Origin of the sequence: Parabacteroides sp. B2-S-102 (genome assembly GCF_023656665.1) — a bacterium.
Taxonomy (GTDB): domain Bacteria; phylum Bacteroidota; class Bacteroidia; order Bacteroidales; family Tannerellaceae; genus Parabacteroides; species Parabacteroides distasonis.
In genome coordinates this window covers 298,756-325,390 of the sequence record NZ_JAMOKM010000002.1, presented here as the reverse complement: position 1 = coordinate 325,390, position 26,635 = coordinate 298,756, and the positions used below count along the sequence as shown (strand labels likewise).

Annotated in this window: 24 protein-coding genes and 1 pseudogene; 17 read left to right on the top strand and 8 right to left on the bottom strand. The window is 50.2% G+C overall.

All coding sequences use genetic code 11. The features are described from left to right. Positions 1–34: 34 nt before the first annotated feature. The 3 genes from NBH07_RS04215 to NBH07_RS04205 are packed head-to-tail and all read left to right on the top strand — an operon-like array spanning position 35 to position 5,532. Positions 35–1,243 carry an efflux RND transporter periplasmic adaptor subunit gene (locus NBH07_RS04215; protein ID WP_005857946.1) on the top strand — a complete coding sequence of 403 codons (1,209 nt, stop codon included), beginning with the start codon at positions 35–37 and terminating at the stop codon, positions 1,241–1,243. Between the two features lie 15 nt (positions 1,244–1,258). Next, on the top strand, positions 1,259–4,342 hold the full coding sequence (locus NBH07_RS04210) for an efflux RND transporter permease subunit (protein ID WP_022192393.1): 3,084 nt from the start codon (positions 1,259–1,261) through the stop codon (positions 4,340–4,342). A 5-nt stretch (positions 4,343–4,347) separates the two neighbouring features. Beyond that, entirely contained in the window at positions 4,348–5,532 is a 1,185-nt protein-coding gene (locus tag NBH07_RS04205; protein WP_009274978.1) for a TolC family protein, read from the top strand. Positions 5,533–5,598: 66 nt separating this feature from the next. Here NBH07_RS04205 and NBH07_RS04200 read toward each other — a convergent pair whose 3' ends face one another. Then, the gene (locus tag NBH07_RS04200) at positions 5,599–6,546 is read right to left on the bottom strand and encodes an NAD(P)H-dependent flavin oxidoreductase (protein ID WP_057329172.1); all 948 of its coding nucleotides are present in this window, start codon (positions 6,544–6,546) and stop codon (positions 5,599–5,601) included. Positions 6,547–6,654: 108 nt separating this feature from the next. Between NBH07_RS04200 and NBH07_RS04195 the strand changes: the two genes are divergently transcribed. The 10 genes from NBH07_RS04195 (at position 6,655) to NBH07_RS04150 (ending at position 19,470) form a co-directional block, all read left to right on the top strand. Then, positions 6,655–6,834 (top strand): hypothetical protein, encoded by a 180-nt coding sequence (locus NBH07_RS04195; RefSeq protein WP_005857938.1) that lies wholly within the window; start codon positions 6,655–6,657, stop codon positions 6,832–6,834. Between the two features lie 164 nt (positions 6,835–6,998). Beyond that, entirely contained in the window at positions 6,999–9,119 is a 2,121-nt protein-coding gene (locus tag NBH07_RS04190) for a M3 family metallopeptidase (RefSeq protein ID WP_009017180.1), read from the top strand. A gap of 50 nt (positions 9,120–9,169) precedes the next feature. After that, positions 9,170–11,329 (top strand): M3 family metallopeptidase, encoded by a 2,160-nt coding sequence (locus tag NBH07_RS04185; RefSeq protein ID WP_005866465.1) that lies wholly within the window; start codon positions 9,170–9,172, stop codon positions 11,327–11,329. A 117-nt stretch (positions 11,330–11,446) separates the two neighbouring features. Further along, complete coding sequence (locus tag NBH07_RS04180; RefSeq protein ID WP_005857932.1) at positions 11,447–12,379, top strand: tyrosine-type recombinase/integrase; 933 nt, start codon at positions 11,447–11,449, stop codon at positions 12,377–12,379. 464 nt (positions 12,380–12,843) lie between these two features. Beyond that, positions 12,844–13,956, top strand: a complete 1,113-nt coding sequence (gene nusG, locus NBH07_RS04175) for a transcription termination/antitermination protein NusG (RefSeq protein WP_211737957.1) — start codon at positions 12,844–12,846, stop codon at positions 13,954–13,956. Between the two features lie 5 nt (positions 13,957–13,961). After that, positions 13,962–14,366 carry a hypothetical protein gene (locus NBH07_RS04170; RefSeq protein WP_009017183.1) on the top strand — a complete coding sequence of 135 codons (405 nt, stop codon included), beginning with the start codon at positions 13,962–13,964 and terminating at the stop codon, positions 14,364–14,366. A 173-nt stretch (positions 14,367–14,539) separates the two neighbouring features. Next, positions 14,540–14,968: a BT0820 family HAD-type phosphatase gene (locus NBH07_RS04165; protein WP_039848590.1), complete on the top strand. Its 429-nt coding sequence runs from the start codon at positions 14,540–14,542 to the stop codon at positions 14,966–14,968. A gap of 47 nt (positions 14,969–15,015) precedes the next feature. Continuing rightward, positions 15,016–15,813, top strand: coding sequence for a polysaccharide biosynthesis/export family protein (locus NBH07_RS04160; protein ID WP_005865687.1), 798 nt, complete (start codon positions 15,016–15,018; stop codon positions 15,811–15,813). 37 nt (positions 15,814–15,850) lie between these two features. Further along, on the top strand, positions 15,851–18,316 hold the full coding sequence (locus NBH07_RS04155; protein WP_009017185.1) for a GumC family protein: 2,466 nt from the start codon (positions 15,851–15,853) through the stop codon (positions 18,314–18,316). A 14-nt stretch (positions 18,317–18,330) separates the two neighbouring features. Further along, positions 18,331–19,470 carry an MraY family glycosyltransferase gene (locus NBH07_RS04150; protein WP_009017186.1) on the top strand — a complete coding sequence of 380 codons (1,140 nt, stop codon included), beginning with the start codon at positions 18,331–18,333 and terminating at the stop codon, positions 19,468–19,470. A 49-nt stretch (positions 19,471–19,519) separates the two neighbouring features. Here the strand turns inward: NBH07_RS04150 and NBH07_RS04145 are convergent, their stop codons facing one another. From NBH07_RS04145 to NBH07_RS04115, 7 genes are all read right to left on the bottom strand, one after another. Next, the gene (locus tag NBH07_RS04145; RefSeq protein ID WP_009017187.1) at positions 19,520–19,966 is read right to left on the bottom strand and encodes an N-acetylmuramoyl-L-alanine amidase; all 447 of its coding nucleotides are present in this window, start codon (positions 19,964–19,966) and stop codon (positions 19,520–19,522) included. Positions 19,967–19,998: 32 nt separating this feature from the next. Beyond that, the gene (locus tag NBH07_RS04140) at positions 19,999–20,094 is read right to left on the bottom strand and encodes a smalltalk protein (protein WP_005855736.1); all 96 of its coding nucleotides are present in this window, start codon (positions 20,092–20,094) and stop codon (positions 19,999–20,001) included. Between the two features lie 252 nt (positions 20,095–20,346). Further along, positions 20,347–20,814: an HU family DNA-binding protein gene (locus NBH07_RS04135; RefSeq protein ID WP_005857915.1), complete on the bottom strand. Its 468-nt coding sequence runs from the start codon at positions 20,812–20,814 to the stop codon at positions 20,347–20,349. A 305-nt stretch (positions 20,815–21,119) separates the two neighbouring features. Beyond that, the gene (locus NBH07_RS04130) at positions 21,120–21,326 is read right to left on the bottom strand and encodes a DUF4248 domain-containing protein (protein WP_005857913.1); all 207 of its coding nucleotides are present in this window, start codon (positions 21,324–21,326) and stop codon (positions 21,120–21,122) included. A gap of 118 nt (positions 21,327–21,444) precedes the next feature. After that, entirely contained in the window at positions 21,445–23,250 is a 1,806-nt protein-coding gene (locus tag NBH07_RS04125; protein ID WP_009017194.1) for a DUF3987 domain-containing protein, read from the bottom strand. A gap of 72 nt (positions 23,251–23,322) precedes the next feature. Next, entirely contained in the window at positions 23,323–23,892 is a 570-nt protein-coding gene (locus NBH07_RS04120; RefSeq protein ID WP_009017195.1) for a BT4734/BF3469 family protein, read from the bottom strand. Between the two features lie 28 nt (positions 23,893–23,920). After that, complete coding sequence (locus NBH07_RS04115) at positions 23,921–24,058, bottom strand: hypothetical protein (protein WP_154396230.1); 138 nt, start codon at positions 24,056–24,058, stop codon at positions 23,921–23,923. A 17-nt stretch (positions 24,059–24,075) separates the two neighbouring features. Between NBH07_RS04115 and NBH07_RS04110 the strand changes: the two genes are divergently transcribed. From NBH07_RS04110 to NBH07_RS04100, 4 genes and pseudogenes are all read left to right on the top strand, one after another. Then, complete coding sequence (locus NBH07_RS04110; protein ID WP_005857907.1) at positions 24,076–24,567, top strand: hypothetical protein; 492 nt, start codon at positions 24,076–24,078, stop codon at positions 24,565–24,567. A gap of 56 nt (positions 24,568–24,623) precedes the next feature. Further along, positions 24,624–24,825, top strand: a pseudogene (locus NBH07_RS04105) (nucleotidyltransferase family protein); the annotation flags it as partial. After that, positions 24,795–24,908 (top strand): ribonuclease HepT family protein, encoded by a 114-nt coding sequence (locus tag NBH07_RS22730; RefSeq protein ID WP_465245823.1) that lies wholly within the window; start codon positions 24,795–24,797, stop codon positions 24,906–24,908. The pseudogene NBH07_RS04105 and the gene NBH07_RS22730, both read left to right, overlap by 31 nt. 104 nt (positions 24,909–25,012) lie before the next feature. Beyond that, entirely contained in the window at positions 25,013–26,608 is a 1,596-nt protein-coding gene (locus NBH07_RS04100) for an MATE family efflux transporter (protein ID WP_141806789.1), read from the top strand. Positions 26,609–26,635 lie beyond the last annotated feature (27 nt).

The following is a 26,635-nucleotide window of genomic DNA, read 5'->3' as shown; positions in this document are numbered from 1 at the left end:
ATTTATTATTAACGATATCAAGATTTTTTACACAATGAAGAAAATATATTTGGTAGGTGCGATGTGCGCTTACCTGTTTGCCGGTTGTGCGGGAAATGCGTCGCAAGCCGGACACGATGAGCATAATCATGAATTAGAGGCTCACGATCATGATCATGAGGGACATGAACACGAAGGCCATGACCATGAGCATGAGCATGAGGCCGGTGGTACCCATCCCGGCGAGATTGTCTTTAAGAAGGCTTTAGCCGAGGCCGTTGGTTTGCAGACCGTAACGGTTAATCCCGCTCCTTTCACGGATGTGATTAAGACGAGCGGACGAGTAATGGCGGCGCAGGGGGAGGAGTCCGTGATCGTCGCTACCGTCCCCGGCGTGATCTCGTTTGGTAGCTTGCCATTCGTGGATGGTACGGCGGTACGCAAGGGACAGGCCGTGTTGAGTATCGCTTCCAACGCCCTCTCGGATGGAGACGTGGCGGCAAGGGCTAAATTCGCTTATGAGACGGCGAAAAAGGAATACGAGCGTATGCAAGCCTTGGTAGGCGATAAGATCGTATCCGCCAAGGATTTCGAGCAGGCCCGCTTGAATTACGAGAACGCCAAGGTCGCTTATGAGGCGATAGCGGGAAAACAGACGGCGAAAGGCGTGTCTGTAGTCTCTCCCTTGAACGGTTACTTGAAGAACATCCAAGTGAAAGAGGGTGATTATGTATCCGTAGGTCAGCCTTTGGCTACGATCTCGCAAAACAATCGTTTGGTATTGCGTGCGGACGTGTCTGAGAGGTATTACAACGATCTTCCCATGATCCAAACCGCTAATTTCATGACTCCGTATGATAACGCTCTCTATAAATTGTCTGATTTGCGTGGACGGTTGTTATCGTATGGAAAGGCTTCCGATATGAACTCTTTCTATGTACCGGTGACTTTCGAGTTCGATAATAAAGGAGCGGTTATCCCCGGTTCTTTCGTGGAGATCTTTTTGTTGACAAAGCCGATGGAGAATGTCTTGAGCGTACCTGTCTCCGCCCTTATCGAGGAGCAGGGCGTTTATTCGGTATTTATCCGTCTGGATGAGGAAGGCTATAAGAAGCAATGGGTGACGCTGGGAGCGAATAACGGCTCGGAGGTACAGATCCTTTCCGGATTGAAACCGGGCGATGAGGTCGTGACCCGTGGCGCTTACCAGATCAAGTTGTCTTCCGCTTCTAACGCGATACCGGCTCATAGCCATAGCCATTAATAGGAGGGACGTTGCATGTTAAATAAGATAATTTATTATTCATTGCACAACCGGTTGGTAATCTTGGTTTGTGCGCTATTGCTGATGATCTGGGGTACGTACACGGCGTTTAATACGGACGTGGATGTGTTCCCGGACTTGAACGCCCCGACGGTCGTGATCATGACCGAGGCGAACGGTATGGCTCCCGAGGAGGTGGAACGCTTGGTGACATTCCCTGTGGAGACTGCCGTGAACGGTGCGATGGACGTGCGGCGTGTACGTTCCTCGTCTACCACCGGATTCTCCGTGGTTTGGGTAGAGTTTGATTGGGGTACGGATATTTACCGGGCTCGTCAGATCGTGTCCGAAAAACTGGCTGTCTTGGGTGAGAGCCTTCCCGAGAACGTAGGTAAACCGACCTTAGGCCCGCAGTCATCCATCTTGGGTGAGATGATGATTCTCGGTTTGACCGCCGATTCCACGTCTTTGTTGGACTTACGTACGATCGCCGACTGGACGATCCGTCCCCGTTTGTTGTCTACGGGCGGTGTGGCGCAGGTTGCCGTGATCGGTGGCGATATTAAGGAGTACCAGATCTTGTTGGACCCGGCTCGTATGAAGCACTACGGTGTAGGGTTGAACGAGGTGTTGGATGTTTGTCGGAATATGAACCGGAACGCCAATGGTGGTGTATTGTATGAGTTCTCGAACGAATACATCATCCGAGGTGTCTTATCGACTTCGAAGGCGGAGGAGATCGCTCAGGGCGTGGTGAAGACCGTGAATGAGTATCCGGTTACGCTGGGTGATATCGCTACGGTCAAGATCGGCGGTAAAAGCCCGAAGCTGGGAACCGCTTCCGAGCGAACGAAGCCGGCCGTATTGATTACCGTGACCAAACAGCCGGATACGAGTACGGAGAAGTTGACGGAGAAGCTGGACGAGATTGTTGTCGATTTGCGGAAGAACTTGCCGGCGGATGTACATGTCTCTACGGATATATTCCGCCAGAGTCATTTTATCGATAACTCTATTAATAATGTAAAGAAGAGCTTGTTTGAGGGTAGTTTCTTCGTGGTGATCGTCTTGTTCCTGTTCTTGATGAATATACGTACGACGGTGATCTCGTTGGTAGCCTTGCCGTTATCTTTGCTGGTCTCTATCATCGTATTGCACTACATGGGATTGACGATTAACACGATGAGCTTGGGAGGTATGGCGATCGCTATCGGTTCCTTGGTGGATGACGCTATCGTGGACGTGGAGAACGTGTATAAACGAATCCGGGAAAACCGGCTCTTACCTCCGGATCAGCAACGCTCTACCTTGGAGGTGGTTTACGACGCTTCCCGTGAGGTACGTATGCCGATCTTGAACTCTACCTTGATTATCGTGGTGAGCTTCGTGCCCTTGTTCTTCTTGAGTGGTATGGAAGGCCGTATGTTGGTTCCGCTGGGTATCGCTTTTATCGTGGCGTTGTTTGCTTCTACGGTGGTGGCGCTTACCTTGACCCCGGTGCTTTGTAGCTATTTACTGAACCGTAAAGCGACGGGAATGAAGGAACTGCGTGAGGCTTGGATAGCCCGGAAGTTGAAAGTGGTGTATAAACGGGCTTTGGAGTTAGCGTTGGCTTACCAGAAATGGGTGCTAGGTACCACGATCGCTTTGTTTGTGGTCGCCTTGGTGATCTTCTTTCACTTGGGACGTAGTTTCTTGCCCCCGTTCAATGAGGGTTCTTTTACGATCAACGTAAGTTCGCTTCCGGGAATTTCCTTGGACGAGTCGGACCAGATCGGACGCCGTGCGGAAGCGTTGCTGTTGCAAGTACCCGAGATAAAGACTGTGGCTCGGAAGACCGGTCGTGCGGAATTGGATGAGCATGCCTTGGGCGTGAATGTTTCCGAGATCGAGGCTCCTTTCGAATTGCAAGACCGTAGTCGGGATGAGGTGATGAATGATGTCCGCAAGAAGTTATCTACGATCAGCGGCGCTAATATAGAGATCGGGCAACCTATTTCCCATCGTATCGACGCTATGCTTTCCGGTACGGAGGCGAATATCGCTATCAAGCTGTTTGGTACGGACTTGAACCTGATGTTTACGGTCGGAAACCAGATCAAGGCCGCTATCCAAACGATCCCGGGTCTGGTGGACTTGAAGGTAGAGCAGCAGATCGAGCGTCCGCAGTTGACAATCACCCCGAAACGTGAGTTGCTGGCTAAATATGGCATTCCCCTGCCGGAGTTCGAGGAATATATCAATGTGATGTTGGGAGGAGAGGCCGTAAGTCAGGTGTACGACGATGGCAAGAGCTTCGACCTGACCGTGAAGACCTCCGACGCTAGCCGTGCCACGATGGATGATATTAGCAATCTGATGATCGATGCCGCCGGACAGAAAGTGCCGCTAAGCTACGTGGCCGATATCCGTTCGGTGACCGGTCCGAATACGATCAATCGTGAGAATGTGCAACGTAAGATCGTGATTAGTGCCAATGTATCGGAACGTGACTTGCGAAGTGTGGTTAATGAGATACAGGATCGGGTAGAGGCTAATATCCGTTTGCCGGAGGGATACCATATCGAATATGGTGGCCAGTTCGAGAGCGAGGCGGCGGCCAGCCGTACCTTATTGCTGACGTCATTGATGTCGTTATTGGTGATCTTCATGTTACTGTACAATGAGTTCAAGGACGTGAAGGAGAGCGGCGTGATCTTGTTGAACCTGCCGTTGGCGTTGATCGGTGGCGTGATTATCCTATGGCTTACTTCCGGCGAGATCAGTATCCCGGCGATTATCGGTTTCATTTCCTTGTTTGGTATCGCTACCCGAAACGGTATGCTGCTGATCAGCCACTATACGCATTTGCGTGGAGAGGGAATGGGATTGCGTGAGTCCGTGATACAAGGTTCCCTAGACCGTTTGAACCCGATCTTGATGACGGCGTTGAGTTCCGCCTTGGCGTTGATCCCGTTGGCGTTGAATGGCGATCTTCCCGGGAATGAGATCCAAAGCCCGATGGCGACGGTGATCTTGGGTGGTTTATTAACCTCTACGTTCTTAAACGGATTCATCATCCCGATTGTTTATCTGATAATGAACAAGAATAAAGAATAAGTTTTATGAAATCATATATTATAGTCGCCGCCTTGTCTGTATTGACAGGCGGCCTTTCCGCCCAGACTTCTATAGAGGACGTGCTCCGGAGCGTGGAGGCGAACAATAAGGATTTACAGGCGAACAGCCAGTTGGTCCAGTCGCAGAAGCTGGAGGCGAAGTTGGATAATAATTTGCCAGACCCTTCGGTCTCTTATTCGCATTTCTGGGGGAATAAAGAAGGGATGGGATTCACGGGCGAGTTCGTGGCTTCCCAAAGCTTTGATTTCCCGTCCGTATATGTCCGGAAGCATAAGCTGACGAAGGCGAAATCCGCGGGTTTGGATCGTCAAGGGATGGCTTTTCGTCAGCAAATCTTGTTGCAGGTGAAAGAGGTTTGCCTAGATTTGGTGCTGTTGAACCAGCAGAAGAACCTATTGGATACCCGTCTTAGGAACGCCGAGCAACTTTCCGCTTTTTATGCGACTCGTTTGGAGAAAGGAAATGCGAATATCCTTGAGACAAACAAGATCGATCTGGAATTATTGAACGCTCGGACAGAGGCCCGGATGAACGAGACTTCCCGTATTGCCAAGCTGCAGGAGCTGGCTACCCTGAACGGCGGTATCGCTATCGAGTTTACGGATACGGTTTACGCCTTGCCGGATAAGGATGTGCTTTCCTTTGATGAGCTGCGGACGGAGGCGATGCAATCCGATCCGCAATTACAGACCTTGCGTAGCGACCAGACGACAGCTCTTCGGCAGGTGAGCGTGAATAAGGCGAAAGGTCTGCCCGGCTTTGAGTTAGGGTATCGTATGAATCCCGCCTCGGGTGGAGAGCGTTTCAATGGTTTCTTGGTAGGAATTACCATCCCGTTGTTCTCGAACCGTAATAACGTGAAACAGGCGAAGGCTCAGGTCCGTTATACGGAGATGCAGTTGGAGAGCGCTTCTTTCACGGTAGAGAATGGGTTGAGGCAGCTATATGACCAGTCTGTCTCCTTAAAGAAATCTATCGATGAATATAAGGATGTGCTGAAAAGGCAGAATAGCTTGGTCTTGTTGAACAAGGCTATACAGGCTGGGCAAATCTCTATGATCGAGTATTTCGTGGATGTGACGACCTATTACCAAAGCGTGCAAAACTACCTGCAATTGCAAAACCAATACCAAAAGGTCATGGCGCAATTGTATAAGTATCGATTATGATAAGGAACACAACTGTGTTTTCTCTTGAACACAGTTGTGTTTATCCACAGATACAGTTGTGTTTTCTCACGAACACAACTGTGTTTTTACGTTCTCTAAGGATCGCTTAAAGTCACGGATCAATTCTTTCATCACCTCTTCCACGGATAATTCCTCCCAGAATAAAGACGCTACCTGTCCGATCTCTAACTCGCCTTCCTTTAGGTCGCCCTCAAAGATTCCTTTCTTGGCACGTCCTTTGCCTAATAACTCACGTAATTCTTCCACGGACGCTCCCCGGGCTTCCGCTTCTTCCACTGCCGTAGCGAAATCTCCTTTTACCAGACGGGTAGGAGACAGTTTCTTTAATAATAACTTCGTATCGCCTTCCTTAAGATTCAAGCATAGTTTCTTGAAATTCTCGTGTGCCGAGCTTTCTTTGGTTAGGGCGAAACGAGTGCCTATCTGTACGCCGTCGGCCCCTAGTGCGAGTGCCGCTAGCATCGCTTGACCGTTTCCTATACCTCCTGCCGCCAAAAGGGGGAGAGAGGTCGCTTTCCGGACAGCGGGGATCAGGCACATCGTAGTTGTTTCCTCCCGTCCGTTGTGCCCGCCGGCCTCGAAGCCTTCGGCAACGATGGCATCCACTCCGGCCTCCTCGCATTTCGTGGCGAATTTAGAGCTGCTTACCACGTGAACGACCGTCATGCCATGATCCTTCAAATACTTTGTCCATGTTTTCGGGTTGCCGGCGGAGGTAAATACGATCTTCACTTTTTCCTCCACCAATATCCGCATCAAGGTATCGATTTCCGGATACATCAGCGGGACATTCACGCCAAAAGGCTTGTCGGTCGCCGCCTCGCATTTACGGATATGTTCCCGGAGCACTTCCGGGTGCATGGAGCCTGCCCCGATCAATCCTAATCCACCGGCGTTACTAACCGCTGAAGCTAGCCGCCAACCACTACACCAAACCATTCCCGCCTGTATGATGGGATACTGAATACCAAAAAGACTACAAATTCGATTCATATTATTTCTTGCGTTAATCTCGCTAAAATTAGTGAACTATTTTTATTGGAACAACAATTTCTTTGTCGAGGTTGTTGAATAGGCATATAACTTTAAAATATAAGAGATATGCCAGAGAATATAATGAAAACGTTATGGGATGAGAGCGATGATCTTCACGATGAGACCATGTCTACCAATTCGGTATTGTCGGATGATTACACGTCTAATGACATTCAAGATTTACAAGAAACGATCGAAAATGAAAATATCGAGGACGGTATAGAGAGCGATTCGATTGAACATTGAATGAAAGCATATTGGGTCCCCGAAGGGAAGATCTCCCTTTGGGGATCTTTTTTGTGTGAATTGTGAAAATCTTTTTCCGGATTCTAAATAATAACAATTTGAAATAGAATTGTAACGCAAAACTTCGTTATCTTTGTCCATTGTAATTCTAATATAACAATGGCATGAATAAAACGCTTATGGCCGCAGGTTTAGCGGTTATTTTGGGAGCTTGTTCCTCCTCAAAGAAAAGCGATGTAGCGGAAGGCGCTACACCCAATCCGTTTTTTGCGGAGTATACGACACCGTTCGGGGTGCCTCCGTTTGACCAAATAGAGGTGGCTCATTACAAGCCGGCTCTTTTGAAAGGCATGGAAGAGCAGTCGAAGGAGATCGAGGCGATCGTGGCAAATCCGGATGCGCCGACATTCGAGAATACGATCGTGGCCTTAGACCAAAGTGGCGAGTTGCTTACTAAAGTAATGTATGCTTTCGGTGGCCAATCCAGTGTGAATACCACGGACGAGATCCAAGAGCTCGAACGTGAGCTTTATCCCCTTTTATCCAAACATTCGGATGATATCAGCTTAAATCCCAAGCTTTTCGCCCGGGTGAAATCCGTATATGAGAATCAGGCGAGCTTCCATCTGGATAAGGAACAGAAGAAGCTGTTGGAGGAAACCTATAAAAGCTTTGTCCGGGGAGGAGCCAATCTGCCGGAGGATAAGCAGGCGAAGTTGCGTGAGCTGAACGAGAAGATATCCATGCTCCAACTTACTTTCGGACAGAATACCCTGAAAGAGACCAACGATTTCCAATTAGTGATCGATAATAAAGAGGACTTATCCGGTCTGCCGGAAGACGTGATCGTCAAGGCGGCGCAAACGGCCCAAGAGAATGGTCTGGATGGTAAGTGGGTGTTTACCCTCCATAATCCGAGCGTGATGCCTTTCCTTCAATACGCCGATAAGCGTGATTTGCGTGAGAAGATCTTCAAGGCGTATACGAATCGTGGCAACAATAATAATGAGAATGATAATAAGGAGGTCGTTAAGCAGCTGGTTGCCGCTCGTCTGGAGAAAGCCCGATTGATGGGATATGAGGATTATGCCGCTTTCGTATTGGAAGAGAATATGGCGAAGAACGAGAAGAACGTGTATGACTTGCTCGATAAAATCTGGCCGTCTGCTTTGGCGAAAGCGAAAGAGGAATTGGCCGATATCAACGCCGAGATCAAGAAGGAAGGTGGTAATTACGAGGCCGAGGGCTGGGACTGGCGTTATTATTTCGAGAAAGCCAAGAAAGCGAAATATAACTTGGACGAGAACGAGATGCGTCCTTATTTTGAGTTGGGACATGTACGTGAGGGCATCTTCTATGTAGCCAATAAATTATACGGTATCACGTTTACCGAGATCAAGGACATCCCGAAACCGGACCCCGACGCTCTCGCTTTCGAGTGCAAGGATAAAGATGGTACGCATCTGGGCGTGCTGTATATGGATTTCTTTACCCGCCCGGGCAAAGGAGGTGGCGCATGGTGCGGCGGTTACCGTTCACAAACGTATAAAGATGGGAAACGGGTAGCCCCGGTGGTTACTACCGTATTTAATTTCAGTAAACCGGCGGAGGGACAACCGGCGCTTTTGACAGCCGACGAGACTGAGACCGTATTCCATGAGTTCGGTCATGCCTTGCACGGTTTATTCTGCGACGTTCATTATTATGGCGTGTCCGACGTGCCTCGTGACTTTGTGGAGCTACCTTCGCAAGTCGATGAGCATTGGGCCGTTGAGCCGGAGGTATTGAAAGTGTACGCTAAACATTACCAGACCGGCGAGGTAATACCGCAAGCCCTTGTAGACAAGATGATTAAGAGTGGCAAGTATGGACAAGGCTTCGCTACGACGGAGTATCTGGCCGCCTCTTATCTGGATATGGATTATCATGTATTGAAAGAGATCCCTGCCGATTTGGATATCGAGAAATTTGAGGCGAAGGTCTTGGGCGATCGTGGTCTGATCCGTCAGATTCCGTCTCGCTACCGCTCCACTTATTTCGGACATACGATGGAAGGTGGATATACCGCCGGTTATTATAGCTATATCTGGGCGGAAGTGTTGGATTGCGACGCTTTCCAAGCTTATAAGGAGACGGGTGATATCTTCAACCCGGAGGTTGCCTCTAAATTCCGTAAATACGTACTGACCCCGGGCGGCATCGATGATGCTATGGATATGTACGTGAATTTCCGTGGTAAACAACCAAGTATCGATCCGTTGTTGGAGAACAGAGGGCTAAAATGAGAAGAATAATTAGAATAATTCATAACTCATAAATCAAAAAATCAGTAAAGATGAAACAATTAATTATGGCAGCAGGATTAGCCGTTATGCTTACTGCCTGCGGTACTTCCGAAAAGAAGACCGTGGAGGGTGAGAACCCGTTCTTTGCGGAATATACCACCCCGTTTGGAGTTCCACCTTTTGATCAAATCAAGTTCGAGCACTACAAACCGGCCCTATTGCAAGGCATGGAAGAGGGACGCAAGGAGATCGAGGCGATCGTGAATAACCCGGAGGAGCCGACGTTCGAGAATACGATTGTCGCTTTGGATGAGCAGGGTGCGTTGCTTCGGAAGGTCCAGATTGTTTTCGGTGGACAGAATAGCGTGAATACGAATGATGAGATGCAGGCGTTAAGCCGTGAGATGTCGCCGCTATTGTCAAAATATAGTGATGATATCAACTTGAATCCGAAATTATTCGCTCGTGTGAAGGCGGTATATGATAAGAAGGATGAGTTGGGTCTCGATAAGGAGCAAATGAAGTTATTGGAGGAGACTTATAAGGACTTCGTCAGGGGTGGCGCTAATCTTTCCGCTGAGGATCAGGCTAAATTGCGTGAGTTGAATAGCAAGATCTCCATGCTACAGCTTACTTTCGGACAGAATATGCTGAAAGAGACGAACGCTTTTAAATTGGTGATCGACAAGCAGGAAGATCTTTCCGGTCTGCCCGAGACCTTGATCGCTAACGCCGCTCAAGCGGCTAAGGATGCCGGGATGGAAGGCAAATGGGTATTTACCTTGCAGAACCCGAGCGTGATGCCGTTCTTGCAATATTCCGATAAACGTGAGTTGCGTGAGAAGATGTTCAACGCTTATATCAACCGTGGTAATAATAATAATGAGAACGATAACAAGGAAGTGGTTCGTGATTTGGTTGCCGCTCGTTTGGCGAAAGCGAAGTTGATGGGCTATGATGATTACGCTTCTTTCGTGTTGGAGGATCGTATGGCGAAAAGCTCGGATAAGGTTTATCAATTGTTAGATGAGGTTTGGAAGCCTGCTTTGGCGAAAGCGAAAGAGGAATTGGCCGATATAAACGCCGAGATCAAGAAAGAAGGCGGCAATTTCGAGGCCGAGGGCTGGGATTGGCGTTATTATTTCGAGAAGGCCAAGAAGGCTAAATTCAATTTGGATGAGAATGAGGTTCGTCCTTACTTGAAGTTGGATAATGTTCGTGAGGGTGCTTTCTATGTAGCTAATAAGTTATATGGTATCACGTTCACCCCGATCCGTAATATCCCGTTGCCTTATCCGGAAGCGCAGGCTTTTGAGTGCAAAGATAAGGATGGCTCTCATTTGGGCGTTATTTATTTCGATTTCTTCCCTCGTGCCAGCAAGCGTGGTGGCGCATGGTGTGGTTCTTATCGTCCGCAGGCTTATAAGGATGGCAAGCGTGTGGCTCCGGTCGTAACGATCGTTTGTAACTTTAGCCAGCCCGCTCCGGGACAACCTGCGTTGTTGAGCGCTGATGAGGCGAATACATTGTTCCATGAGTTCGGTCATGGTTTGCACGGCTTGTTCCGTGACGTGCATTACTCCGGTGTTTCCGGTGTTCCTCGTGATTTCGTGGAGTTGCCTTCACAGGTTATGGAGCATTGGGTATTCGAGCCGGAAGTATTGAAGGTGTACGCTAAGCATTATCAGACCGGCGAGGTGATCCCGGCCGAGTTGATCGAGAAGTTGGATAAGAGCGGTAAGTACGGACAAGGTTTCGCTACGACGGAGTATCTGGCGGCTTCTTATCTGGATATGGATTTCCATGCGATCAGTGGTGACGCTGCGGATAAGAAGGTGATCAAGTTCGTTGACCAGACGAATAATGTTCCGGCCAACTTGAACGTGATGGATTTCGAGCAACAGACGTTAGGCCGTCGTGGTTTGCTGAAACAAATCCCTTCCCGTTACCGTACGACTTACTTCAACCATACGATGGGTGGCGGCTACACCGCCGGCTATTATAGCTACATCTGGGCTGAGGTATTGGATTGCGACGCTTTCGAGGCATTCAAGGAAACCGGCGACATCTTTAATCAAGAATGTGCCGATAAATTCCGTAAATATGTCTTGACCCCGGGCGGTATCGACGACGCTATGGATATGTACAAGAATTTCCGTGGCAAGGAACCGGGTACGGATCCGTTGCTGAAGAATAGAGGACTGAAATAATCTAGAAATGGAGATTTTATAAAGGCGGACCGGTTGGTTCGCCTTTTTTTGTATATGCTCAACCTCCCGGATCTGTATTACATTTGCTAAGTTTTATCACGAAAAAATAGCGATAGTATGGAGAAAAAGGATTTAGTAGAAGGGATGAGGTTGTATATCTATAAATTGCGTGTGGATGGGCGTTATTCCACGGCGAAGAGCTATCAGGATGCATTGAACTCATTCATGCGGTTTTGTGGGTTGGAGGTAATTCCCTATATCTATGTCAATAAGGAGAACCTTCGGCGTTATCAGGCCTTTTTGTTGAATAAAGGATGTACATGGAACACGGTGTCGACCTATATGCGTCGGATCCGTTGTGTGTACAACATGGCGGTGGAGGAAGGGTTGGCCCCCTATATCCCTTATTTATTTAAGGGAGTTTTCACGGGTATAGAGAGCAAACGCAAAAAGGCGTTACCACAGGATTTATTACGTTCTCTGATGACGGCCTCATTAGATGATCCGGAACTGAGAAAAACACGGCAGGCATTGTGCCTGATGTTCCAGTTTTGCGGTATGGCATTCGTGGATTTCGCTCATCTGAAAAAGGAGAATGTCCGGGGTGGGGTTTTGGAATATAAACGCCAGAAAACGGGTACTCCGATGCTTATAGAGGTACAATCTACCGCATGGGAGTCGCTGAGGGAACTGTCAAGTGATGTAGGTAAGGACTCACCCTATTTGTTTCCTTTCTTGAAAGGGATAAAAGTGGGAAAAGAAGCCTACAAGGAGTACACTTCCGCTTTGGCCCATTTTAACCGGAATTTGAAGAGGTTGGCGAGAGCCTGCGGTGTGTCTATCCCGATCACCTCATATTCGATCCGTCATTCTTTTGCGATGATTTTGAAGGAACAGGATGTCCCGATTGAGATGATCAGCGAACTATTGGGCCATAAATCGATCAAGACTACGCAAATCTATTTGAAAAGTTTCTCGTTGGAAAAGATGTCTGCGGTGAATAAAATTTGTTTTGAGAGTGTGTACAATCATGTACCGAAAGTAGGGTAAAGGGAGTAGGCTACTTGGGGAGTAGCGTATTCTTTCACGGCGCAAATGTAGTAAAAAATAACTAAAAACAAGCAAACAAATGCGCTTGTTTACTCATTGTAGGCGTTTGATCCTCTCTATTTTTTGATTTTCCTGTTTTATCCTAGACGTATAGACATGGTGATGCGGGTGAAATGACCTCTTGTTCCCGGTATCATTCCACCATGCCTTATAACCTGTGTGTATTCCTGTAGAGACGGGGCACGCCCCGTCTCTACAACCGGGTGATAACCGTTCTCGCACCTTTTAGGCTACTCCCCAAGTAGCCTAAGATTTCGAGAGATGGTAATTTTCAGTAATGCCACATTTAAAAACATAAAGTACTGTTTATCAAGATGATATAAAAGATTCTTGGTAGGGCTCTGAATTGCCGTGGGGTCTGTTTTCGGGCCACGGGATAACCACTGGAAAAGATAATCATAGAGATGGATATATTGACAGGCAAGTGCTCGGATAGGTTCATGGCGCATGTTCTGAAGCGACGTGACCAGGAGGCCGTCCGTTGGTACGTGCTCACGCTCCCTACCGCCGGTGGCGGGCGTGACAGGATCAGTCCCTCGAAGGGGCTGGACGCTGAGCTTTCCCGCCGTGAGCGTCGTGGGGAGGCCTTGTTCGAGTATTTCTCCCCCTCGTATGTCGAGGCGAGGAAGGTGGGCGGTAAGATGGTCAACACGAAACGGCCCCTGCTGTACAACTACGTGTTCGTCCACGCCTCGGAGGACGAGATCTTTAGCCTGAAGCGTACGCTTCCCCTGTATAATTTCCTCCCCCGGGTTTCCTCCGGCGGGCGGTCTTATTTCCCGTACCTCTCGGATCGTGAGATGGATACCTTGCGTTGGGTCGCGGCTTCTTACTCCAACGAGCTTCCGGTGTACGTGCCAGATAGCGGCCGCTTGTTGAAAGGCGACCGTGTGCGTATCACCTCCGGCCCTTTTACCGACATGGAGGCGGAGGTGGTGGTGCAGCCGGGCGGTGGGCATAAGGACGTGATGGTGCGTATCCTCGACTGTCTGTGGGTCCCCTTGTTCGAGGTGAGAGCGGGGGAGTACGAGTTGATCGAGCTGAACACGGGGGGCAAGCACGTGTATACCCATTTGGACAACGACCGTCTGTCGGAGGGCTTGCACGGGGCCTTGGGCCGTTACCACGCCTCTGGCGTGGTAGTGGATGAGGATGCCCGTCTGGCCCGTGAGGTCCTGCGTGGCTACGCCTCTCTCCGTGGTGAGACCGACGTGATCCGTTGCAAGCTTTACTCTTTGCTCCTTCCAGCCTATCTGCTTTTGGGCGAGTCGGATGAGTTCGATCGTTTGCATGCCACGATGCGCAGCATGCTCCCGGTGATAAAAGCGGGGCAATCCCGTGCCTTGTTGCTGGTCACGCTGTACGGCTGTACGGACAGCAGCCTCTACCAGCGCATGGCGCACGAGCTGGTTGGCCCTTGGATGGAGGAGGCCTCGCCCAAGAGGAGCAAGTCCGTGTTGATACGTCGTTTACGGGATTACGACCGTTGGTTCGGGCACGGGAACGGCGATGAATAAAAGATATGAGAGAAGAGAGAGAGACATGCGGCGTCCCTTCGGGCATCCGGCTGATGAACCTGTTGCGTGAGCGTTTGACAGAGATCATGGATCGTGAGCGTGCGAACCGAAACTCAATACACCTGTATTGCACGGGTCCCTACTGGGTAGCGTTCGAGCGTTCGGCCTACCAGCTGCATCGTGCGTTCCCGGATAGCGAGACCACTCCGTTGCGCCTGTTCGCCTACCCGTTCCCGATCGTGATGGTGTCCGTTACGGATCGCTCGCTCCGCTCATATACTCGCAAGCATATCTTGAGAAGAGACGGGGCGGATTACAAGCTATTGACCGTCCCCGGGTTTCCCTTGGCGGACTACCGTGAATGGCACGCCGGCGAGGTGGAGGGATTGCCCCGGTTAAGCGAGAATTAGATAAGGGCAGAAAAGAAACGGTCGGATCCCCCGGATGGCAATGGCCGTCTCTAGCGGCTAGGAGACCCCTTGGCTTTGGCCGATAGGCTGACCCCGCTTTAACATATACCACTCCGGCCGTCCGGTGGTCCGGCCCTTTTATAATTGAGAATTGAAAATTGAGAATTAAAGAGATGATAATAGCGGTAGATTTCGACGGTACGATCGTCGAGCATAAGTATCCGGCGATAGGTCGTGAGCTTCCTTTCGCCATCGAGACGTTGAGGAAATTACAATCGGAGCGGCATAAGCTGATCCTGTGGACGGTCCGTGAGGGAGTGCTCTTGGAGGAGGCGTTGTCCTTCTGCCGTGAGCGTGGCTTGGAGTTCTACGCGGTGAACCGTGACTACCCGGAGGAGGAGAGAGACCGGAACAACCACTTCTCCCGCAAGCTGAAGGCGGACGTTTTCATCGACGACCGCAATCTCGGCGGCCTCCCGGACTGGGGCACGATCTACGAGATGGTGACCAAGGGACTGAGCTATGAGGACTTGATGCGTAAATACGAGTCGGAATACGAGCCGGAGAAACCCAAAGGTTTCCTGTCCCGCCTTTTCCGTTAAGTCCGTGTCATCCGTGTTTAAAGAAATAAAAACGATAACAAAATAATATGAAGATCAAAAGACTACTGTTCCTATTCTCGCTGCCCCTTTTGCTGGCGGCGTGTACGTCTTACAAGAACGTGCCCTACCTCCAGAACCCGGAGGCGGTGAACGATCTCGAGGGGACGCTTCCCCTGTATGACGCCAAGATCATGCCCAAGGACCTGTTGAGCATCACGGTCAACACGACGGACCCTCAGGCGGCGGCCCCGTTCAACCTGACGGTGCAGACCCCGTTGAACGCGGCCCTGACGAACATCAACACGACGACGCAACCCACGTTGCAGCAATACCTCGTGAACAACTCCGGCGAGATCGACTTCCCTGTGATCGGTACGCTGAGGGTCGGCGGCTTGACGAAGAACGAGGCGGAGAGCCTGATCCGTGAGAGATTGAGGCCTTACTTGAAGGAGGCGCCCATCGTGACGGTGCGCATGGCGAACTACAAGATCTCGGTCTTGGGCGAGGTGGCCCGTCCGGGCAGCTTCACGATCGGCAACGAGAAGGTGAACGTTCTGGAGGCGTTGGCGATGGCCGGCGACATGACGATCTACGGCGTACGTGACAACGTGAAGCTGATCCGCGAGGACGAGAGCGGGAAGCGCAAGATCATCAACCTTGACCTGAACAACGCCGGAATCGTGACCTCCCCGTATTATTATTTGAAACAGAACGACATCCTTTATGTCACGCCGAACGAGACGAAGGCGAAGAACTCCGATATCGGTAACAGCACGACGTTGTGGGTGAGCTCGATCTCGATCTTGGTCTCGATCGCCGGCCTGTTGGTGAACATACTTAAATAATTGAAAATAGAGAATTGAGAATTGAAAATTTAGAGAGATGGTGGACGATGGTATAAATACAAGCAATAATAATAATAATAATAACAATCCGGAGGGGGAGGATCGTGAGATCAATCTTTACGCCGTGTTTTTCAAGTATATGGTTTATTGGCCTTGGTTCGTGGCGAGCGTACTGGCCTGCTGCATCGGGATGTACGTCTTCCTGCGTTACCAGACGCCGGTGTATAACGTCACGTCGTCGGTGCTGATCAAGGAGGACGAGAAGAAGGGGGCAAACGCCGCCAGCGGCTTGGCTGCGATACAGGACCTTGGCATGCTCTCGATGACGAGTAACTTCGACAACGAGGTCGAGATCCTGAGGTCCCGCACGTTGATCAAGAAGGTGGTGAACGACATGGGCCTGTATATCGACATGGAGGAGTCGAACGCCTTGGGCTTTAACCCCCCTTTATACAAGAACTCCCCCGTTAACGTGTTCATCACCCCCGAGGAGGCGGACCGTCTGGTGGCCCCCGTCGAGCTACGCATGCGCTACACGAAGGAGGGTCAGCTAACGGTGAGAGCGGAGTACAAGATTGACAAGGAGGGTGACGAGGAGACGATGGAGCAGGGCTTCGACAGGCTCCCCGCCATATTGCCCACCCCCGTGGGGGTTTTCAGTTTCACGTGCATGGATTCCATACCGGAGTTGGAGGGCGGGGAGATCGAGCTGGTCGCCCACGTCCATACCCCCACGTCTACTGCCGAGGCTTACGGCAAGGAGTTGAGCGTGACGCCCTCGTCCAAGACGACGACGATCGCCAAGGTATCCTTGAGGAACACGGTGAGGCGACGAGGCGTGGACTTCATCAATCGCCTTGTGTCGTTCTACAACCAGGACGCCAACGACGAGAAGAACGAGGTGGCGCAGAAGACGGCGGAGTTCATCGAGGAGCGCATCGGCATCATCAACGGCGAGCTGGGCACTACGGAGAGCGAGCTCGCTGCCTTCAAGCAACGCTCCGGCCTGACGAATTTGACGAGCGACGCCCAGATGGCGTTGCAGGAAAGCTCGAGGTATGAGCAACAACGTACGGAGAACGCCACGCAGATCAACTTGGTGCAGTATCTCCGCAATTATATCGACGATCCTGCGAACATGGACGAGGTGATCCCTGCCAACGTGGGCCTGCGGGATCAAAACCTCACCTCTGTCATCGACCAGTACAACACAATGATCATCGAGCGCAAGCGCCTGTTGCGCACCTCTTCGGACAGCAACCCGGCGATCATCAACATGAACGCCGGCATCGAGGCTATGCGCCGCAACGTGAAGACGACGGTGAACAGTGTCTTGAGGGGTCTCCAGATCGCCAAGGCGGACATCGACCGCCAGGCGAGCAAGTTCGAGAGCCGCATCAGCGACGCCCCGAGGCAGGAGAAGGAGTTCATGACGATCTCCCGGCAGCAGGAGATCAAGGCCACGTTGTACGTCATGCTGTTGCAGAAGCGTGAGGAGAACGCCATCACGCTGGCGGCCACGGCGAACAACGGCCGCATCATCGAGGAGCCGCTCGCCGATGAGCGTCCTGTCGCCCCGAAGAGGATGGTCTTCATGCTTGCGGCGTTGATCTTGGGCCTGGCGATCCCGGTGGGCATTGTCTACCTTCATGACCTGTTGAAATACAAGATCGAGAACCGTGAGGACGTTGAGGCGATCACGGGCGTGGCTATTTTGGCGGAGCTCCCGTTGGTCAAGAAGACGGGTGAGGGCTCGATCGTGGTGCGTGAGAACAAGAACGACCTGATGGAGGAGATGTTCCGGGGGTTGCGCACGAACCTCTTGTTCATGCTAGGCAAGGACGAGCGTGTGATCCTTTTCAGCTCCACGCAACCGGGCGAGGGCAAGTCTTTCGTTGCTGGCAACTTGGCGGTGAGCTTGGCTTACTTGGGCAAGAGGGTGGTGGTGGTCGGTATGGACATCCGCAAGCCGGGCCTGAACAAGGTGTTCAATATCTCCCGTAAGATGGAGGGCATCACGAACTATCTGAGCGACCCGGATCACGTGGAGTTGTTCGACATGGTCCAGCGATCCGATATCAGCCCTAACCTCGATATCCTCCCGGGTGGTCCTATCCCCCCGAACCCGACTGAGCTGGTCGCCCGTGACGTGCTGGAGAGGGCTATCGCCCGGTTGAAGGAACGGTACGACTATGTCATCTTGGATACGGCCCCTATCGGCATGGTTACGGATACGGCGATCATCGGCCGTGTGGCTGACATGTGCGTGTACGTCTGCCGTGCGGACGTGACACCGAAGGCCGGTTTCAGCTACATCAACGTGTTACGGCGTGAGCGTAAGTTCCCGAAGCTCGCGACGGTCATCAACGGCCTTGATATGAGCAAGCGCAAGAACAGCTACGGCTACGGTTACGGCAAGAAATACGGCTACGGCAAGGGATACGGTTATGGCTACGGCTACGGCTATGGTTACGGTTTCGAGGCCGGTGACAAGAAGAAATAACTAATACGCAAATCATGCAAATAACATTACTACTACTGTCGGGCTTCCTTTTTTCCGTGCTGTTCGGGATGGTGATCATCCCGAGGATCTTGGTGATCTCCCACAAGAAACGGTTATATGATGTCCCGGATTCCCGTAAGGTACATACGACGCCGGTCCCCCGTCTGGGCGGCCTGTCGTTTTTTCCGGTGATCCTGATGTCCATGTTCCTTGTGATAGGCTTCCGCCTGTACTTTTGGGATATGGACTCATCGAGCCTGTCGTTCAACATGCTCTATGAGTATCTCTTTCTGTTCGTGGGCATGACGCTACTCTATCTAGTGGGTGTCTGCGACGATCTTGTGGGTGTTGGCTACCGTTACAAGTTCGCCGTCCAGATCGTGTCGGCATTATTATTGGTACTGTCCGGTAATTGGTTCGGTTCCTTGGGAGGCTTGTTCGGTGTATACTCGGTTCCCGCTTGGGTGGGAATCCCCGTCACGGTCTTTATCGTAGTGTATATCACGAACGCCATTAACTTGATAGACGGTATCGATGGCTTGGCCTCCGGTTTGTGCAGTATCGCCCTGTCGGTCTTGAGCGTGATCTTCTTTATCCGCATGCAGTATGTGTACGCCTTGTTGGCCATCTGTACGCTGGGAGTCCTCATGCCTTTTTGGTGTTACAACGTCTTTGGCAACGCAAACCGTGGCCATAAGCTCTTTATGGGTGATGCGGGTAGTCTTACGCTGGGTTACGTGATCGGTTTCCTGATCATCCATCTGTGCGTGTCGAACCAAGTCTCACCGGAGTTACCAAATCCCTATATGGTGATCGCTTTCTCCACGGTCTTGGTCCCTTTGCTCGATGTAATCCGTGTGGTGCTTCATCGCCTTCGTAATCATCGTAACCCGTTCTTGCCCGATAAGAATCATTTCCATCACAAGCTGCTTCGTACGGGTATGCGTGTACGGATGGTGATGGTGACGATTCTGTGCGTATCTGTTTTTTTCATCGTATTGAATGTCTTATTGGCCATGAAGGTAAACGCCACCTACCTCTTGCTCTTGAACTTGGTTTTATGGTCTATCCTTCACTTGACGATCAACCGCTTCATAACGAGGCATCATAAAGAGCAAGAGCTGAAAGAGATAGGGGGTATTTTTACAAAGTAAGTCGTGAAACCGGACAATCTAGCGAGTGAATGACGAGCCGGTATCTATTTTATAAAACGAGATACTCCTCCCTTGCGTCAAAGCAAGGGCAAGCCTTGCGTATGTAAGGGCTTAATTGGTAATGTCCTAGGATGCGTGCCTCCGGATAGTCCCTTCGTAATTGCCGTAGCAGATCCGTCAAGGTACACCGCTGGGCGTAGGTCCGGGTATCGGCCGGACGGCCTTGTTCGTCGAGTCCTCCCTCGTAACATATACCGATACTTTTGTCGTTCCATCCGGCTGCGTGCGCCCCGATCTGGTTGACCGGCCGGCAGCGGTGTAATTCCCCGTCCCGTGTGATATAGAAATGATAGCCGATATCGGCGAATCCCCGTGCCTTGTGCGATGAACGGAGCGCCTCCACGGGAAAATCCCTGTCATATCGTGTGGCCGAGCAATGAATTACAAGGAGTCTGACCTCCCTGTAATTCTGGTAGAAACAATAAGCTTTACCCATGATAATTGAAAATTGATAATTGAAATTGAAAATTAGAGAATACAGGATTGGATGCCAAGTGCTCCCGCGATGGCGGTAGCTACGGCGATGATCACTTTGATAATGGTACTCCATACGGATTTTTTCATGATAATTAATAATTAATAGTGAATAATGAATAATGAATAATGATATCACGGTTAATATAAGAGGAAAGCTTCGCTTTCCTTCGGACGGCCTCAGCGGACGGGCGTCAAGCGAAGAGACCGCAGCGAGCGCCCGGAGCATCCCTGTCTGAGCGAAGCGAGTTGGGATGCGACAGCGAGCGTAGGTCTCGAAGTAGCCCGTCAGCGTCAGCCTTGACCTTTTGGTTACTTTTGGGTCAAGCCAAAAGTGACACATCAGATCTCATCAGGCGACTCAGAATCGGAACCGCCCCCTTCCTCCACCGGCGTCCCGAGTATCGTCACCTTGAGCAACGAAGTCTTCTCGCCCAGCAGCGAGTACCGTCGTGCCCCGTTCAGTATGGTATAGGAAGGCGAGAATCCCGGCACGATAGTCCGTATATGCGTAGCCTTGACCTCGGGGGCGGTCGCTACCCCCTTCTCCGTGACGAAGCGGTTATAGACGGTTCCGAACCCTAGCAGCTCCACCTTGTAACCTTTCTGTAGGTTCTTGATGACATACCGCTGATAACGATCCAATACGTTCAATACGTCACCCTTCGTGAGCGAAGACTCCTCGGCGATCTGGTCGGCCGCATCTTGTGTGGACAGGGTACCGAAATAATAGGGAACCGGCTTGTACACCTCCTGCTTAGGATCCGTCTTGGGGATAAAAAACTTTCGTGCTTGAAATGCTTGTGGCATAGTTTGATAATTAAAGATTAATAATAGAAAATTAATTGCTTGCTGATCAATGTTACAAAGATAGGTTCCGCCGTAAGGGGCGGTGATGCCGATTGATGCCCGGGGTAGGGAATAACGATTAATTAACATGGGACGCAGTGATAACCGCCGGTTTCTTACGCTGCCTATCGTAAGCCCCTTTGAATAGGCATTATAAGAAGCCTTGGATGGGCATTGTAAAGATCTTAGAATACCCATCCAAGTTGACAGTTGACTAGTGACAGTAGGCTGTTTTTATTTACCTCTGTGCGCAACTGTCAACTAATTTACGGTTCTCCTAGGTAGTGGATGATTAATCTGATCTGTCGTGGCGTAAATATACGTTGCTCGGGGCGGTAGCCCGTCTCCAGCAGCTTGTCGTGCAATTCCGTGCATCGAATGATCCAACGACGTAAGCGGTTGCAAGCTTGATGGGAGGCCAGCTCCGGGAAATAGGATGCCGCTAGTGCGGACTTTCTTAATGGCAAGAACATTTGATTTATGATTTATAGATTTGGGAGAATGAAACTTTCAAACTTTCAAACATTCGTCCCCCCCTCACACACACACGCCCGTGGGGTACGTTATATAGGGGTGTGAGGGAGGCCGGGATTACTTATGGGTGACACGGCCGCCGAAGCTGTACTCGCCCCGGCCGTTCTTCTCCAGCGTGCCTCGTTCCTGCATTCGCTTGAGACAGGTATCTAGGGTGGCGGTGGGGATGTTGTTCCTCTCTGCTTCCTCCAAGGCCTGTTGTCGGTTGAAAGAGAGTGGAAGGGCCGCGAAGAGAGCCTCTTGGGGCGTGGGCGTGCGAGAGCGTGGCACCTCGTCAGACGGAAGCAGGGAGAGTATGCCCGCCGAATGACGGTAGAGCGGCTCCACGAGCGAGAGGACGGCTTGAAAATCGTCATCGTTGATGCGTAACTCTAGAGAAGGAACGATACCGTCCCGTACGTTCTCCTCCGGGATCTCGAGGGCAGGCGAGAGACCGGGACAATTGAGGATTGAAAACTGAGAATCGAGAATGGCTTGTGGGATGAGGAGACTCTCCACCGATCGTAGGAAGGCCACCACGGAAGCGATCCGGCAGATATTGATAGCGATACGGGCCACGGAGCTTCGCATCGGATAACCGTAGGAAAGACCGGCGTGCCCGAATATGCGTGCGAAGCAGCTGTTGAATCGCTCCTTTTGCGTGTCGGAGAGATGGAATTGTATGATATTGACCCTCTCACGCAGGTAGTCCACGAGCATTTTCCACTGCTTCCCCCAATCGGAGAAGAGGCTATCCATGTCCTCGTCGCCCTGCTCGAACTGATCCGCCCACTCGTCGATGGGTGGCATCCGGTAGAACAATTGGCGTGAGAACAACCCGTTCTCGGCCGAGGGAATGAGTGGCCGTACCTGCGCCGGGGTCCCGCTTAACAAGACACTGAGGTAAGAGGCCGGGCACTCCCGGTATTCCCGGTTCGTGCGTCGGTTGAAAGCCAGTCGCTCGTGGTCGTGGCATTTACGCAAGGTATCGCTCCAGTGCCCGTGCTCGGTGCCGATGGCCGTGCTCACGGTATCGGCCTCGGTCTCGCAGATCAGCCCTATGCCGTCGGCCTCGATGAGGTTCTCCAGCACGCCGGTGCCGGAATTGTTACCGGCGATAAGGAACATCTTGAGGGGAGGCATCTCGGGCTCCGGCGTATCGGATTTTTTCTTGCCCAGCGAGTCCCAACGGCTCTTCTCCTCCCGGTAAGCTTTATGCCTCTGCCGGTAGTTCGCCATCATCGCCTCATGTATCGGCTCGGCAAGCCGGCGTGTCCAAGCGAGGGCTCCCTTTCCCGAGGCGGGAGGGGCGACGATGAACGTTTGCAGGCAAGGGTAGTAGAATTTTCGCCCGTACGATATCCGGATCGATTTGTTGAGTGTCGCTCCCAACACGGTGATACCTCCCAGCAGGAGGATATCCTTTTGGGCGGGGGTATCGCCCCGGTCGATCATCCGTTTGAGGAAAGCGGGCCAAGGATACTCCGGAAAGGCGGGCGGGACATTTTTCACGGACTGTTCCTCGTGCGTACACGTGTGCGTGTGTGAAGGAGGCGTGAATGTTTGAAAGTTTGAAAGTTTCCCGGCCTCGGCCAAGGATTTGTCCAGTTTCACGCCGGCTAGGTCCGCCAAGTGGAATACGGATCCCAAGCCATTCCGTCCATTGCCTCCTTTGAGGGCATGGTCGTATAGCTTATCCGCCTCGGTAGAGACATATTTCTCCGACATCCGGCAGATACGATGAAAGAATGTCCGGCCGGCCTCTCCGCAATCGTTGGCGATGGCGAAGGCGATCGGCATATACTCTTGATAGGTGGGAGCGATGTTCGCCCCCTGTTTCTCGATGGCGGCAACGAGCCGCTCCAGATCTGATAATGGGTTCACGATGAATGAATAATGAATGGTGAATAATGAATGAATAACGATTTATAACTGCCAACTGTCACTTGTCCTCTGTCAACGATTCCGGTCTCCTAGCCTCGCTGAGGGATCGTGGCAAAGGAAGCAAGCCCGTGAGAGGTCTGCGTTCGTGGCATCAGCTTTCAGCCCGTATTTCCACTCAAGGTATTCCCAAGCGAATCGTACCGCCTCGTCGAAAGACTCCTCTACGGTTTTCTTGATCGACAGGCGATAGGGTACGAGGAGCTTGATTCCCGTGGTACTGGGACTCACGAAGGAGAGATCGGGGCGTAGCCGCTCGTCGGCGAACAGCGTGTCCCTCCAACGGATCGCCTCTTCGGGTGAGGAGAGGTGATCGATGTCGATGACGAACTCGCCCGAGGGCACGAGCAAGTGATCTTCCTTGCGGTAGGAGAAGATACCGGCGGGCGTGACATAGGGTAGCAAACTCTGTTTCAGCCGCCTGAACCGTTTCTCGTCGCTCGATGCGGCACGTACCTGATCGGTACGCTCACGCAGCCACTCGCTGGTGGTGATATAGGCGTACAATTGACTGACACAGACGACCCCGTTCGGTACTTGATTGGTGATGGGGGCGTTGAAAAAGGAAAAGATAGACTCTTTCATGATCGGATAAAATAAATTGATTATTCGGTTACTGCCGGTAAAGGAACGCGTTCCTGCCCGTTCCCGGAATAGCGATGGACGGGACGGGTACGGAAACGGACGTATGGTGGATGAAATGAGGATAGAAATAAATATCCCCCGTGAAAAGGGTGATTATTGTTAACACTTAAATTAAAAACGGATATGACAGAAAATCAAGAGCGGGCGGAACAGGCACGTTCTGCCTTTACGGTCAATGGAGGTAACGTGCAGATCCTGCCCAATGCCACCATCGCTATCCAGAACATCCATTGGGGTGACGGGACGGTGACACGGACGGAACGTTGGATTACGCCCGCGGAATCGGGACTTCATGAGTCTCCGTCTCCTCCGATAAACTCTCCTGCCCCTCCAGTGACGGCTGAACCCTCCTCGTTGGCCTTGTTCATCCCGGACGAGGCGACCCGTCTTGTCTACGAGGCCCGCCTATGCGCCTGCCCGGACACGGTCACCCTTTGCCAGACGGTATTGACAGACCTTTACAACGAGATCCTAGCCGACTACTCGTCTCCCCTCAAGCTGGTCAAGAGCCGTGCCTTCATCAGCGCCCTCTTGCCTCACCTCACGTTCGTGAACGGGGCGAATGTACCGAGCATTCGGTATGGGATCAGGAAGTATGTGCTGGGGGAAGGGTGAGATAAAAAAGGTAAATTGTTGCAATATTTGACAACTATTGCGTAATTGGGTATTTGACGGAAAGTAGTGATGTAGATATTTATTACGAGGGTGAGACGCAAGGGCTTCTCTCTCTCCCATTTGAAAAGCGAATTGGAAGAATTGCTGGGAAGTCCGGTGGATATCATTCGTCTTAGAGACCGGATGAATAAGCTGCTTCGTAGACGTATCGAGAGGGAGGGAATCTCATTGTCCATCATTATTTTGATATTGACGTAAGTGTGATACTTTATAGTTTTCAAAATGAAGTCCCGGATTTGTACTTTACTATTTGTGTTATGCTGAATGATTTGTCTCAGTGACCTATATTTATAAATATAGCTTAAACTCATTTTTAATTTAGACACTCAACGTAATAGTACCACAGGTGTATTAGTGGGGGAGGAGTGTCTTGGTACTCATTTTTATGGCAACTACATTGGAGAATAATAAGCGGATTGCGAAAAATACTGTGTTCCTGTCGATTCGAATGTTAATGGTTTTGTTGGTGTCGCTTTATACTTCGCGTATTGTATTAGATGCGTTGGGTGTGGAGGATTTTGGCATTTATAACGTAGTTGGGGGGATAGTGAGTTTGTTTGCGTTTATGAATGGGGCTATGTCTAATGCGACACAACGTTATATCGCATTTGAATTAGGGAAGAGTAATCCGGATGTAAGACGTGTGTTTAGCTCCTGTATGATGTTGCATTTTTTTGTGGCGTTATTCATTTTTGTTTTCTCAGAAACTGTTGGGTTATATCTTTTGAATCATTATTTAACAATTCCGGATAATAAGTTGATAGCAGCGAATTGGGTGTATCAATTTTCGATAGTATCTTGTTTAGTGATGGTGGTAAATACGCCTTACAATGGAGCCATTGTAGCATATGAGCGAATGCAGGCTTTTGCCTATATCTCATTGATCGATGTGTGTTTACGTTTAGGTATAGCTTTTTTGGTTGTAGCTATACCATCCGATAGGCTGATTCTGTATGCCTTGTTTCTGTTTGTAGGTCAGTTTTTTGTACGGTTAAGCTACACTTTTTATTGTAGGAGGTACCTTTCGGATGTAAAGTTCTCATATTGTTGGGATCGCCTTTTATTTAAGGAGTTGTCAGGGTTTATGGGATGGACAATGTTTAATAATATGAGTGTTATCGCATGCACGCAAGGTATAAATGTAGTTTTGAATATCTTTTTTAATCCGATGGTGAATGCGGCGCGAGGTATAGCGGTTCAGGTAGAGCAGGCTGTAACAATGTTCTCTAAAAACTTCCAGATGGCTATTACGCCTCAGATTATTAAAAACTATTCAATGAACGAACGAGATCGCTTTGAAGAGCTGCTTTTCTCTGCGTCTCGATTATCTTATTTTTTTCTTTTATTTTTGGCTTTTCCGGTCTTGCTACATACAGATTTTATTTTAAATATATGGTTAAAAGAGGTACCCATTTACACGACTGATTTTGTCAGATTGATCCTGCTCGTATCGTTGGTCAACGTATTGGCAGAACCTTTGCTCGCTGCCGTATCTGCATATGGAAAGATAAAATATTTTCAATTGGTATCAGGTTTGTTGTTAATATCTATTTTACCTATATCTTCGTTGGGATTTCGATATATTGAATGCCCGTTATTAATATATGATGTATACCTATTCATTTCGATTGTTGTTTATGGTTATAAATTGTATTATACGAAAAAGTTTTTAGCAATCTCTTTACGTCAGTATACCAAACGAGTATTGTATAGGGTCCTTATTGTATCAATGCTTTGCGCTTTTTTTTATGAGTTTTATTTTAGCTATTTATCCTCTTTTAAGGAACGTTATTTTGTGCTTTGTTTTGTCATCTCAGGAGTCTACGTTGCCATATTGATAGGGCTTTTGGGTCTTACAGAAAATGAAAGGAAAAAGATGATATGTTATTTGCGAAAATGGATCAAAAAAGGTTTAAGGTTAGGCAATACATTAAGTTATATGGTCTATCTGGTACTCTTTTACGAATGTTTAAAAGTGTAATTTACCGATGTGTGGGGTTTAGATGGG